Raw genomic sequence first — 14,796 nt, 5'->3', positions numbered from 1 at the left:
GTGAAAACACAAACCCAAGATTATTTTAATTTTTAATAATAGGTTTTCCTATAATTATTCTGTTACAACAGTAACTGAATTATTTGTTCCATCATCAGATGTAATTACACCTTTTGTAGTTCCTGTAGTACCAGAAGAATATTGTCCAAATACTATTGGGTTTTTAGTTTCATTATTAATAATGATGTCTTTAGCATTGTAACCATCTACTGAAGCATCTGGATCTGATTCATCAGAGCTATACTCATGAGCTACACCAATCCAAATAGGTCTTAAGTTAGCGTTTGGATCAGTAGTTTCATCAATAAATCTAATGTTATGTCCAGAACCTGTAATTTCAGCAAAATTGTGAGTTCCCATAGTTCCTTCATTTGGATCTATCAATGTTAATACAATTTGAGAGTTTCTTTTATGATCATATGGCATAGATAATAATGGTCCATAAGCAACATTTCCTTTGTTATCTGCTGTTACTTCATCATCAGAAGACAATGAATAAGCAGTATCACAATTGATTATAGTATTCCCCTTTACCGTTACTTTACCAGATGCAATTGCCATAGCGACCCCTGATCTCATTTTATCTACAAAATTATTTTCTACTAAAATGTCTCCAGTTCTACGGTTTACACCATTTACATCAGTTCCATCTAAATAAGCTCTAATTCCATCTTCTGTTAAACTCAACATTTCATCTCTTGGAATAGCATCTCCTCTTTTCTCTTCTGGAAACCAAATTTTGTAATCAAAAGAAACTGCTGGACTTCCTGGATGAGTTGCTTCTGTTTCTTCGTAAATTTCATTAGTAGGCCTTAAAATACCTTCCATAGTATTGTTACGTATAATTGTATTTTGAGAACCATGAATGTGAATTCCATGTCCAAATGCATACACTTTAAAATCACAACCATCTACAATTACATTATCTCCTAAAATAGACATCGCAGCATGTTTATACAAAGGTGTATAAAAAGGTGAACCTTTACCATAATAATCTCCGTAACCATAAGGTTTAGATCCTTGAACATAGATATTACATCCTAAGAATGAAATGTCGTTTCCTTGTACTTCAAACTCAGAAAGACTTTTGTATGGGTGATCCCATCCTGTATTTTTAAAAGTTCCTCCTTCGATAGTAATATTGCTTCCATCAATACGGTAAGTAGCAAATTCATGCGTATTACCAGGCCCCATACCACGTAACACCTCTGTTGGAGTGATAATAGTAGCATCTTTAAAAATAAACTTGTTATTAGAACCACTAAAGTGATAAATCGTTTTAGGATCCTGTGGCATAGTACCTTCTGCAGTGTACTCTCCAGGCACCATAATAATTGTTTTATTATTTCTAATTGCTGCTTTTCTTAATTGAGCTATTGATGCTACCCTTATGGTATCATCTCCATAACTAGGCTCTTGAGGTAAATCTTTTTCTCTATCATTATCAAATTCTTCGGGCTGTACTCTGTTTACACAGCTCGTTGTTAAGACTGAAGTAAATAAAACTACCAGACTTAAAAATAAAACGTTTTTTAGTTTTAATGTATTCATAATTATTTGTTTAAGTTAATGTTTCTATTCTTGGAATTCCTCCCCTCCGATACAACAATTCTCTACATTTTAATGCAAAGGCACTGTTTCTATATCAGGATTATTTTGTGCTTCTAAGTATTTTCTTAATATTTCTTGATCTAATTGAGAGCTATCTCCATATTGTTCTCTCAAATCTGCCAATTGCTTTTTCAGTTTTACAACAACATCAGCATATGCAGGATCATCAATTACATTTTTCATTTCATTAGGGTCATTTTTACGATCGTACAATTCCCATTCATCAACATCGTAGTAAAAATGTGCTAACTTATATTCTTGAGTAATGATAGCATAGTGTCTTTTTACCATGTGAATACCTGGGTATTCATAGTAGTGATAATACACAGCATCTCTTGTCCACTCCTCATTGTTTCCTAATAATAATGGAACCAAACTTTCTCCTTGCATATCATCAGGAGCCTCAATATGAGCTGCTTCTAAAATAGTTTGTGCAAAATCTAAATTCTGAACCATTTCTGTACTAGTAGTACCAGGCTTAATTACATTTGGCCAACGGATTAATAAAGGTGTTTTAAATGATTCATCGTAAACAAAACGCTTGTCAAACCATCCGTGCTCTCCTAAATAAAATCCTTGGTCTGAAGTATATACGATAATCGTATTTTCTGCCAATCCAGTTTCATCTAAATAGTCTAATAAACGACCAACATTTTCATCCACAGAAGCAATACATCCTAAATAATCTTGCATATAACGTTGGTAACGCCATTTCATCAATTCCTCATCACTCATGTTAGGATATTCTTTTTTGAATGCTTCCATCATAGGTCTGTACACAGAATCCCAAACAGCTCTTTGCTCTTCATTCATAGCTCCTACCTCACGTTCAAAAGCTTCTAAGTCCCAACCTGACTTGTCTTTAATTCCTAACTCTTTCATGATGTCTGGATACATTTTAGAATCTCCAGCCCAGTTCATATGAGTTAATAAGTTCATTTCTGCAGTTTTAGCAGCAGTTCCTCTTCCTTCGTAGTCATCAAACAAAGTTTCTGGCTCTTTAAAAGTTTTTTTAGTGTACTCTTTAAAGTGACGTGGTGCTGGCAACCACTCTCTATGAGGTGCTTTTTGCATAGAAAATAACATAAATGGCTCTTCGCTATTCTTGTTGTTTTCTAACCACTCTAAAGTCATATCCATAATGATATCTGTTACATATCCTTCAACAGTAATTTGACCATCATTAGTATTAAAAATAGGATTGTAATATCTTCCTTGTCCTGGTAAAATTTTAAATTCATCTACCCCTTTAGGATTGTTCCCAAAGTGTAATTTTCCAAACATCGCTGTTTTGTATCCAGCTTTTTGCATGATTTGAGGAAAGGTAGTTTGAGATTCATCAAAAGGAAAAACATTATCTACTTTACCGTGTATATGACAGTGCTTACCTGTTAAGATTGTAGCTCTTGATGGTGCACAAATAGAGTTAGATACACAGGCATTTGTAAATTTAATCCCTTCGTTTGCTATTCTATCAATATTAGGTGTTTGAATTAAATGATCACTATAAGCACTAATTGCTTGATAAGCATGATCATCAGACATCATAAAAATGATATTTGGTCTTTTTGCTGGCAATTCTTTTTTTGCTGCTTTTTGTTCTTTTGGCTTACATGACACTACTAGTATAGCACAAAAGAAAAACGATAAAAACCTTAATGTTAGTTGTTGATTTTTCATTTCTTATTTAATTATTGTTTAGTTATATGCATTACAAAACCATTATTACTTTTTAAACTTAGGTTTTGTTTAGTTTTATGTGATACCGCTACCTCTTCTATTTTAACATTGGTTCTAGTTTTTACAGTTTCATCATCTGTATAAACCTTAGCTAGGTACTTAGCATTTGGTTCTAAAAATGAAAAATCTACTTCAACATTATGAGGCGTTGTTCCGTTAATTCCTCCAATAAACCAATCGTTTCCTTTTCTACGAGCAATCACTCCAACTTCTCCAATTTCTGCTTTTAACACTTTTGTTTCATCCCAAGTAGTAGGTACATTGTTAAAAAATTCAAGTTCTGGTTCGTTACCAATAGTTTTAGTATCTCCCCATAATCCATCTTCTTTTATTGGAGCTGCAGGAGCTTTATCATACCAATACAAAAATTGTAATGGACTAAAAACACAGATTGTTTTTGCTAATTGAGATGCGTGAGACCCCATTTTATTAACACGGGAGTTATAGTAACAAACAGTATTATCAGATGCTCCAGCCAAAGTTCTGGTAAACATTGTTATTAGAGTATGGTCGTTTGGCACTGATTCTTCATCTCCTCTAATACCTTCTTGAGTTAACAAGTTAGGATACGTTCTAGAAAAACCTGTTGGTCTGTACTCATCATGAACATCTACAATCATTCCATATTCGGCAGCTTTTTTAATAGCTTCATGCATCCATGCAGTAGCATCTTGATCTCCAACTCTTACAAAACCAAACTTAATACCTGCTACTCCCCATTCTTTAAACAATGGTAAAATATCATCTAATTGCTTTTCTAAAGCACGACGGTTAACATACAAAATAAGTCCAACACCTCTTTCTTTACCATACGCAGTAACTGCTTGCATATCTAAAGGCCCTTTTGATCTTTTAGGATCTAAAGTAACCGTAGTAGCATCAGAACTGTTCTTCATTTCATTTCCATACCAACCCGCATCAAACATAATGTATTGCATGTTGTGGCTTGATACAAAATCTATAGCAGCAAATGCTCCTTGAGTAGTTAAAGTAGTTTCTCTAAGTACTTTTCCTGGTTTAATCCAAGAATCATCAGCAATTTCAGATGGTGGATTTAAGTTCTGTATTAAATAATTATTCTCTAACAATTCTCCATAACTTTCTCCCATCATTACCACTCTCCATGGAGATTGAAAAGGAAGTTTTTTATGTACTCTAGCTCCTGCTACTTTGTTTTCTTCTATAACAGCTCCTGTGATTTCATCTTGCTTTAATGCTTCTGTTTTTCCATCAAGAGAAGAGACAATACTATATTTTGATGAATTTCCTTTATCAAAACTCATTCTAGCATAATCTACCAATTGAGCTTCTGCCAAAGCAATCTTTATATCATCACTTACTTCAATTAACAAAGGTCTGTCTGCTCCTTCTTGCAATTCGGTCATAGGAATTTTACTGTATTTTCCTTGAGCCGTTAACACTCCTTTTTCACGTTTTGGAGTAGACCAAACAGGAAAGTTTTCAGAAAAATTGTAATGAATATTTTCACTTAACCCAATTTCTTCTATTCCGTTTTGAGCAGGAACTTCGTAAGAAAACGCTACACCTTCATTATAAGCTCTAGCAATAATGTTTAACTTGGCATTTCCTTGCTTTAAGTAAATTTTAGTTTGATTGTAGTGATCTGGAATAGTACTTAACTCACTAAACCTAGAATTCCACGTAGTATTTACAGATGTATTTTCTATTTGTTCAACAGTTACTTTTCCAGAAAAATTTAATTCCTCTGATAACAATTCTAAAACAGATGTTTGAATTATTTTTTTATCATTGTAATAAACTGAAAACGTAATATTGTTATTCTCTCCCTCTAAGAAGACAATTTTTTTAGAAGTATCTGGTGATGATAATTCAATCACCTCAGCTGAATTACAACTAGTAAACACTAATAATAATGTAATTATAACGCTAAACTTTTTAAAAAATAGATTCATTTATTTATTGTTTTATTTTAATTAATATATGTTGATATTTTGTGGACGGTACTTTAAACTGAACTACCTTTTTTCCGTTAACCTTATTTCTTGCTCCTTGAATTTCTTTAAAGCCAATATTTAAAACCACTTGTCCTTTTTTATATTCATCTGGAACCGTTAACAAAACTGCATCTGCACAAGTTAACATTGGTTCAGTTCCAATTACCAAAGCAACATCACTAGATTTTTTCCCTAAAACTTCAACGCTATATCCTTGGTAACTAATTCCTTTACCTTGACCCATAAAAAGAGTGGTATTATTTTCTTCTTTAGTAACCAAACCAAAAGTTCCTGTAAACTGAATGCCATCATAAGTATAGATATCGTGTACATCCGAAGAAAATATATAATCTGTTCTATTGTTTTTACTAACTATTTGTAAGCCTACAAAACTTGAATTGTTATTCGCATCTGCAAATTGCTGTATGGTTTTAATTGTTGCTGGCTCAGCATCTGTAGAAGGTTCATAAACTGCCACAAAAGGCTTGTTCCACGCTTCTCCATATTGCCTAACTACCATAGTTAACAAGGGTGCTTTTTCTATAGCTTCTGGTAAAATTTTTCTAAAAGCCTCAGAATGCGGAGATTTTACTTTAAATAATTCACGATCATCATTTCCGTTCATCCACATATTCATGGCTATATTTTTATCATCAATAGATAAATTATAAGTAGCTTTAAAAGGACTGTCTCTTTTTACTGATTGCTCATCAAACAAATAATCATAAGCTTTTATATTTCCTGATTTTGAATTTAGTTTTGATGATTTATGTAAACGGATAGATTGATTCTCTTCACTAAAAAACTCAAGTGTTTGACCTAAATTGTGAAAGAAATAATCGTGATAATCTGCATTATTTTCTTTGGTTTTAGATCTAAAAATATCAACATAATATCCAGAAGTTTCTCCTGTACGTACAATACTCATCACTCTATTTTGATCTGAGTTTGTACTTGGTTCATGAAAATACAAATCAGAAAAATTAATATTTGGATAATATCCTTCTTTCTGTTCTGATGCTGGATACAATGCATTTACCTGAAAAGCATAATAACTTCGCATTTTATTGTATTGCGATTTTCCGTTTACAGACACCGTATTGTGTGCTGGGAATTGTGAATAGTACTCACGATAATCTGGTCTAAAATAGCTAGACCCCCTACCTCCTTCTGGAGCTAACACATAACCTTTACCATAAAACTCCATGGCAATTCCGTTAGAATGTGCATGATTACCAGTGGAACCTACCTGAGAAATCATTAAACCATTTTCTTTATCCATACCATTTCTCATAGCCAACCAACTAACATTTGGTGCGTAAAAAGAAGCTGTTGTATAGTCAGATAAATTCGCAGGTTCAATATCTTTATTTAATGTAACCTTAGTATTGTATAATAATTCTCTAAAAGCATTTTTAGGCTTGCTAGGCTTTAACAGTTGCTTTTTGTCTTTTATCAAAAAAAGCATTTCTGTAAAACGTTCTTCTTGTTCTTTTTTATGAAACTTTTGTGCGTTGCTGATTAAATCTAAAAATGGATTTGTTTCTAAAGTTCCATAATGAGAATCTCCAAAAGCTACAATTTGTTTGTTTGGATATAAATATTGTGGCATTACCTCTACTGCCTTTTTTATTACAGGCATATTGGGCATTACATCAACATTTAACGCTTCTTGAATTACTTTTGCTAATTCTGTAAAACCTTTGGCTACACTTAATGCGTAACCAGAACTTTCGTTCCACACACCATTATTTTCATCATAACCATAAGAAAGTACATCATTTACCGACCATTGTCTAGCTTCTGATTCATTAAAAACACGATGTAAATAATACTGACATCCTTTACCATCTTTGTAAGCCTCATTATTATCCAGAACCAAAGCAATCTCAATTACCTTATTCGTTTGATGTAAATTCCAGTTATTGTCTGGCACTCCATTTTTAATAATAATTTCTGCCAACTTTTTTAAAGATGCAGTATATATAACATTTTGTTTTGGATGATTTTTTTGAATATAATCATATAAAAAATCATAGGTTTGAGCCAATTCATCTACAATATTTTCTTTAATCACTTGGAAAGATGTTAACCCTATAACATTTTGAATATTCCCTTTTTCTAGATCTATAGGTTCATTTCTATACAACAAACCTTGCGAGTAAACATCTAGTAAATGAAGAGCGAATTGAGCATATTCTTTATCACCTTCTACAAAATAAACCAAAGCAGCATCACGAGCAATTTTCATGATGTTTTCGTTGATATTCTCTATAACTCTCCCTGTTTTTTCTGGAGAAACCCACTCCCATTTATTTGTATTTTTATGCTGAAGATACAGTCCTCTTTTGTCTTCTAAATAAGGTTTTATATCTTCAACTTTTGGCGTTTTATAATCAGTCACATAATCACGTTGCCCTGTAAACATCACCGTTGGAACAGGTGCTTTTCCTTTGGCATAAGCATAAAACTCACCTTTTACATACACATCAGTTGCATGAGATTTCCAATACATTTGAAAACGTGATGACAACCAATTAGGTTCTTTTTTAAATTGATTTACGTATTTTGAAATATCGCTTTTTAAAGAGTTATAAGATGTTTTTACTGCTGCATCACTCTCTATTTTAGACAATAATTCTCCATGCTTAATTTCAGGCGAAATTAAACGAGGATGTTCTCTCTGAATTTTATCAGGGAACACAAACTGAGCATCAACATCCTTTATAAAAAGAATATTGATGCAAAGAAATAGTAAAACAATCTTTTTAATCATAAGTTATTCTTCTCTAACCCAAATATGACTTTCGTCTAATAATTTTTTATACTCTAACTCTAAAGTTTTTTTCATCTCTTCAAATACTTCTGGTTCTTGTGTAGATAAATCTTCAGATTCATGAATATCCTTTGTTAAATTGAACATTACATGATTTACCAATTTTGCATTTTTTACTAAAGCCTCATTACCATCGTATAAATTATGGATGTTTGGTAAAGTTTCACCGTTAGCTTCTATGCTAGCCATAATTTTCCAATCACCTTTTCGCATGGCAACTTTTTGCTCATTGATAGCATCATAAAAAGCCCAAATTAATGGCTTTTCTCTGTTGAACTCCCCTTGTTCTAAAAGCGATACAAAAGATTCACCATCTAAATTTCTATTAGGCAATTTTGCTCCAGATAATTCAGCAAAAGTTGGCATATAATCTAAAGCAGAAACTACTTTATCTGTAGTTCCAGAATACATATCTTTTCCTATCCAGTTGATGATCCCAGGTACTCTAAATCCAGCTTCATTTGTCCAAAGTTTCATTCCTTTTAAAGGTCCTGGAGTTCCATATGAATGTTTAGCTCTACTGTATCTCATTAATGTTTCTGGCCCATTATCTGAACTAAAGACAATTAACGTATTGTCCATATTGTTCTTCTTGAAGTACTCCACCAAACGTCCTACAGCAATATCTACATTTTCTACATTGGCAAAATATTCTGCCTCTTCTCTAGTTTTTGCTTTTGGTAAATATTTTTGAACCAAATCTTCTGGAGATGCTATTGGCTCATGTGGTTCGTGAAAAGTTACTTCTAAAAAGAAAGGATTGTTATCTTTTTTGTTTTCTAACCAATTGATGGCTTCGCTAACAATAATTTGACTACTAAACCCTTCAATTTCTCCAACTTTTTCACGATTACGAACAAAGTTATTTGGATTCTTATGGCTTGGTGCAGCATTGTTATGCGTAGCCATCCAATAATCAAAACCAAAATCATCTGGTTGTGGTTGTTTATCACTATTAAATCTAGAGCTACAATGCCATTTACCTACCAAACAGGTAGCATATCCTACTGACTTTAACATCGCAGGAATGGTTTGTTCATGTGCTTGAAGATGTACTAAATCTCTGTTATCTGGACTCTTTTTTAAACCTGGAATAAAATCGTAAATACCAGCTTTATTTGGGCTTCTACCTGTTAACAATCCAGCTCTAGAAGGCGAACAAACAGGCGCTGTAGAATAAAAACTCGTAAGTTTTATACCTGTTTTAGCTAAATTATCTAAGTTAGGTGTATTGATGATAGGATGACCAAAAGACGATAAATCTCCATATCCTAAATCATCACATAACAACACCACTATATTAGGTTTTGTATTTGCTAAAGATGATATTTCAGTTTCAGGCTTAACCTTACTATTAGCTGACTTGCTTTTGCAAGAAACAAACAATAACGTAATTAGTGAAAAGAAATAAACTGCTTTAAAATTCATTTGAATTATTTTATTTATTAATTAAAAAAGTCTTTAAAAAATACCATGTGATATTTGATAGAGTTTGCCCAATATTTATTGGTATGACCTCCCGGTCTTTCTATATAATCATGTGGTATATTTCTTTCTATAAGTTTTTTGTGTAATCTAACATTGGAATCGTAAAAAAAATCATCAACACCACAGTCAAACAAAAACTTTAGATTTTTACCATTTAATAGATGTACTAGATTAATTACTGTGTTATTTTCCCAATTGGTTGGGTTTTCTGCATAACTCCCTAATCTTTTTGATAAATCCCAACCTCTAGGAAATGGTCTTATATCAACACCTCCACTCATACTTGCTGCAGCTCCCCATACATCTGGATGCTTAAAAGCTAAGTACAAAGCTCCGTGTCCTCCCATGCTAAATCCAGATATTGCTCTGTGCTTAATATCAGGAATCGTATTGTAATTTTGGTCTATACTTAAAATTAATTCTTTTGAAATATAGGTTTCATATTGCATGGTTTTATCAACAGGACTATCAAAATACCAACTTGTTTTACCTCCATCAGGACAAACAATAATTACATTGTATAAATCTGCATAGGCTTTTACCTTAGGAGCTTTAGCTAACCATGTTTTATAATCCCCTCCTGCACCATGTAATAAATAAACAACCGCATAAGCTTTTTCTTTTTTGCTGTAATTATCAGGAGTAATTACCACATTTTTAATATCCTTATTCATGATATTACTATGCACTACAAGTGTATCTACATTTGATGCAAATACACTTATAGTAAAACAATAAATTAAGAAAAAGCTATATACTGTTTTCATCCACTTATTTTTTCTTTAAAATAATATCCTCTAACTCTTCTAATGTTTTTCCTTTTGTTTCTGGCATTAAAAAGGCAACAAATAATAACTGAAGTATCATCATTCCTGCAAAAACCAAGAACACAACACCAGCACCAATCATTGGGTGACTAAATAAATAAGGTATTAATGATGGAATTAATGCTGCTAAAATCCAGTGAGTAGAACTTCCGAAAGATTGCCCTGATGCTCTTAAATGATTAGGGAATATTTCTGAGATAAACACCCAGATTACTGCTCCTTGACCAACAGCATGAGCTGCAATAAACAAGAATAAAAAGAAAGGTACAGCCATTCCTGTCCAACCTAAGAAAAAGGCTGCAGAAACAAGTCCTAAGGATATGATATACCCTACTGAACCAATATACATTAATGTTTTTCTTCCTAACTTATCAATTAAGAAAACTCCTAACAAAGTAAAAATAAGGTTTGTAATCCCAATACCTACACTACTCAATAAAGCCGTGCTTTCTCCTAAACCAGCTTCTTCAAAAATACGTGGTGCATAATACAAGAATGCATTAATCCCTGAAAACTGATTAAAAAAGGCAATTAAAAATGCCAACATTAATGGGAATCTATACTTTTTAATAAAGATAGTTTCTGTTTTATCACTTTGATCAGAATGACTTTTAAACTCAGCAATTTGCTCATCTATATTTGCTGATGGATCGATAATTTGTAAAACTTCTCTTGCTTCTTGTTCTCTTGACTGAGACAATAACCATCTTGGACTTTTAGGTACTTTTAATGCAAACAAAATGTATAATACTGCAGGAATAGCTTCAACACCTACCATCCATCTCCAATCATTTTCACCTATACCACTTAAAAGGTAATTTGATAAAAATGCTACTAGGATACCAAAAACAATATTAAACTGATACAATGCTACCAATCTTCCTCTGTCTTTTGCTGGTGCTATTTCAGAAATATATGCTGGTGCTGCAATAGTTGAGGCACCTACCCCAATTCCTCCAATAAAACGAGCAAAAGCAAAAATATAAGGATCATTAGATAATGCTGATCCAATTGCAGAAACAGCAAACAATATTCCAATAACAATTAAGGTGTTTTTACGTCCAAATTTGTTGGTAGGATAACCTCCAAAAACTGCCCCTAATACAGTTCCCCAAAGAGCCATACCCATTACTACCCAACCATGAAAAGCATCCGAAGAGTCCCATAAAAGTTGTAATTTTTTGTCTGCTCCAGAGATCACTACTACGTCAAATCCAAATAAAAACCCAGCAAGTGCTGCTGTAATAGACCATAAAAGTATTTTCTTGTTCATTTTGTTATAATATAATTGTTTGTCTTAATTTTTTATTTATTGTAATGGAATTACCATATTCCATGTTTTAGTTCCGTTTGAAAATCCTCCAGGACCGTTCATAGTCGCAAAGAAAATATGTGTAGGTTTCCCATCTTCCACAAAAACAAATGGACGCTCTAACTGCCCTTGTTTAATTGTTTTTCCATTATCCCATTTTACCATTTTAGTGTAAGCTCTAGGACTTTCATCAACCACCCAATTTATTCCATCTTTTGAATGTGCTAACAAACCATCTCCCTTACCACCTGTAATAGCACCACGTTGATCTTTAGCAACCATATGAAAACCATTATCATCACTCCATAAGTGAGGATCTTCAACTTCACCAAAACGTTCCATTGAAAACAAAGGTTCATCGCCAACTACCGTATATTTACCATTGTAAGAAGGAGCAGTTGCTACACCAATACTCATGTCACTATTACTAATTCCATCTTCTTTGTAAGAGCGACCTTTAAACAACAAAACAACAGAACCATCTTCTTTAATTAATGGTGATGGATTTGACGTTAAGAAACTATAATAAGAATTTGGTTTTACTTCAAGAATTGGAGCATTTAATCTTTTCCATGGTCCATTTGGACTTTTAGAAGTTGCCACACCTATACGTTTTCTCCAACGAGCTGTGATACACCATTTACTTAACAAATCAAACTCACTAACATTTTCTTTAGTCACTTCTTCAAAAGGGTGAGTAGATCCCATGTAATACAAAATGTAAGTATCATGATGCTTAACTATTTTAGGGTTATGACAAGATCTTCCATCCCAGTATTGTGCCCCTCTCGCTCCTAAAGCAACATCTTGAAACTGATATGGCCCCTCTGGAGTGTTAGAAACAGCATGAACAATTTCTGAATCAATCATCCATCCTGGGTGAAATGGTAAATAGCTAGACCAACGAGAAGCATACATGTGATATTTTCCATCTTCTCCTTTAATCACAGAACTCCCCCACACCCAATAATCATCCATTTTAAGTCCTCCATCAACCGGAGCTTCCTTTAAATTCTCACTTATTATATTTTGTGATTGCCCACAAATTGTGATGCTAAACAAAAATAAAAACAGGATGTAATTCTTAACTTTATTCATAATTCATCTTCAAAATCAAATCACCAATTCATCGGTAATCATATCCTTAAAAAAAGTCACAAAAAACTCGTCTTTATGAAATTATTTTAAATACTAGTGCAATCTAAGATTTGACTTTAAAAAATAGAATAAATCATGGTGCAAAGACTATAACTAAGAAACCATTTTATCCCTAAAGCAAGTAAACACAACGGGTTTTAACAAAAACACTTCATTTTTTATTGTTTTATTACCAAAAGAAAAACAATCAATATCTACACAAAAACTCAACTTTATCTTTTATTTTAATTCATAAAACTAGACGCTGAGTTTATCTATTTTTTCAGTAATTAAACATCTATATAAGCTTATTAAAACATCAAAAAACACCTTTGAATAAAGCCATAAAAAAACCCATTGTAGTGATGCACTACAATGGGATAACTAATAAAATGAAGACTATTCCTAGCCTTAATAAATATAAACTAATCTATACTTTCTGCTTTTTTTAATCTCAACAATGCTTCCATAAAATAATAGTCTGCATATACAATTGGAACATCAATTTCTGAGTTATGAGGCATGTGTCCTGTTGAATGTAACAATAAAGCATCGTTAACATCACCGCTTAAATACTCATCAGAACTTAATTTTGTGATTAATGATTTTGCTGCGTTAAAGTACTTTGTTTTTAAAGCCTCATCTTTAACTAAACTAGACAACTCTAACATACCACAAGCTACAACTCCAGCAGCTGAAGCATCTTTTGGTGCGTTAGGAATTTTTGGATCATCAAAATCCCAATATGGTATACCATCTTCTGGTAATCTTTCTATAAAATGATCAGCCAAACCAATAGCTGTATTTAAAAACTCTTCATCTCCTGTTTCTCTGTAAGACATTGAGAAACCATAGATTCCCCATCCTTGTCCTCTAGCCCACATAGACTCATCAGCATAACCTTGGTGTGTTATTCCTTTAACAAACTCACCTGTTTCTTGATCAAAACAAATTACGTGATAAATTGAGTTATCTGGACGTACTAAGTACTTCATAGATACTTCTGCATGACTTTTTGCGATATCATACAATTTATGATCTCCTCCATTTTTAGCTGCCCAAAAAAGCAACTCTAAATTCATCATGTTATCAATAATGGTGTTATGTCCCATTTTTTCTGTCATTCCAGGCCAAGATAAAATAGTTCCAACTTTAGGGTTGTACAAAGTAGCCAATGTATCTGCAGAGGCTAATAAAATATCTTTATACTCCTCATTACCAGTTAATCTATATCCATTTCCGTAGCTACAGTACATCATAAAACCGATGTCGTGATTATCAGCAGGTGTGTATGCAATATCTTTTAAAGAAGCTGTAAATGCTTCGGCTCCTTTTCTTATTTCTTCATCTTTAGAATACTCATAAGCATACCATAATACTCCTGGGTAAAAACCAGAACACCAATCTCTGTAACCTACAAAGTTCCAGTTCTTTTTCCCTTTTGTTATGTTTCTTGGAAAACTATCTACTTCTGTTAAAGACTGCATTACATCTTTTACCTTTGATACACTTTTATCAAGAACAACTTCCGTAGCGCTTTTTGTCTTTTCTTTATTTTCACACCCATAGACAAACAGCAAAGCAACCAAACAACACGTTGCCAAAATCATTTTTAAAACTTTCATATTATATTTTTCTTTTAATAAATCTAAAAAATGGAGTTATTAGATTTAAGTCATATTTACAATACAATGATAACGACATCTGCTTTTTTTAAATATAAACTATGAATCAAATTCAATAAAACAATACCCTTTTTAAGGGTGAAAACACTGTATTCAGTGGGTTTGTAGAGATTTTTAGTAAAACACCGAAAATTATTTAACATATTTAACCAAACCCTGACTTATTATTTTACTTTTTTTATTC

General features: G+C 32.6%; 9 protein-coding genes. All 9 read right to left on the bottom strand.

Annotation, left to right across the window (positions count from 1 at the left end; translation table 11 throughout):
* Positions 1–54 precede the first annotated feature (54 nt).
* Entirely contained in the window at positions 55–1,551 is a 1,497-nt protein-coding gene (locus AXE80_RS03215; protein ID WP_068824455.1) for a right-handed parallel beta-helix repeat-containing protein, read from the bottom strand.
* Positions 1,552–1,620: 69 nt separating this feature from the next.
* Positions 1,621–3,291, bottom strand: coding sequence for a sulfatase family protein (locus tag AXE80_RS03210; RefSeq protein ID WP_068824454.1), 1,671 nt, complete (start codon positions 3,289–3,291; stop codon positions 1,621–1,623).
* Between the two features lie 11 nt (positions 3,292–3,302).
* On the bottom strand, positions 3,303–5,285 hold the full coding sequence (locus tag AXE80_RS03205; protein ID WP_083194514.1) for a glycoside hydrolase family 97 protein: 1,983 nt from the start codon (positions 5,283–5,285) through the stop codon (positions 3,303–3,305).
* A gap of 4 nt (positions 5,286–5,289) precedes the next feature.
* A complete protein-coding gene (locus AXE80_RS03200; RefSeq protein WP_068824453.1) occupies positions 5,290–8,103 on the bottom strand; it encodes an endo-acting ulvan lysase-like protein in 2,814 nt (937 codons plus the stop codon).
* A 3-nt stretch (positions 8,104–8,106) separates the two neighbouring features.
* A complete protein-coding gene (locus AXE80_RS03195) occupies positions 8,107–9,591 on the bottom strand; it encodes a sulfatase-like hydrolase/transferase (protein WP_083194511.1) in 1,485 nt (494 codons plus the stop codon).
* Between the two features lie 17 nt (positions 9,592–9,608).
* A complete protein-coding gene (locus AXE80_RS03190; RefSeq protein ID WP_068824452.1) occupies positions 9,609–10,418 on the bottom strand; it encodes an alpha/beta hydrolase in 810 nt (269 codons plus the stop codon).
* 4 nt (positions 10,419–10,422) lie between these two features.
* On the bottom strand, positions 10,423–11,751 hold the full coding sequence (locus tag AXE80_RS03185; RefSeq protein WP_068824451.1) for a sugar porter family MFS transporter: 1,329 nt from the start codon (positions 11,749–11,751) through the stop codon (positions 10,423–10,425).
* Between the two features lie 36 nt (positions 11,752–11,787).
* Positions 11,788–12,888 carry a glycoside hydrolase family protein gene (locus AXE80_RS03180; protein WP_068824450.1) on the bottom strand — a complete coding sequence of 367 codons (1,101 nt, stop codon included), beginning with the start codon at positions 12,886–12,888 and terminating at the stop codon, positions 11,788–11,790.
* A gap of 464 nt (positions 12,889–13,352) precedes the next feature.
* Complete coding sequence (locus AXE80_RS03175) at positions 13,353–14,552, bottom strand: glycoside hydrolase family 88 protein (protein ID WP_068824449.1); 1,200 nt, start codon at positions 14,550–14,552, stop codon at positions 13,353–13,355.
* Positions 14,553–14,796 lie beyond the last annotated feature (244 nt).

Source organism: Wenyingzhuangia fucanilytica, assembly GCF_001697185.1.
Taxonomy (GTDB): domain Bacteria; phylum Bacteroidota; class Bacteroidia; order Flavobacteriales; family Flavobacteriaceae; genus Wenyingzhuangia; species Wenyingzhuangia fucanilytica.
The sequence above is the reverse complement of the archived record's forward strand: the minus strand, read 5'-3'. Positions and strand labels throughout refer to the sequence as shown.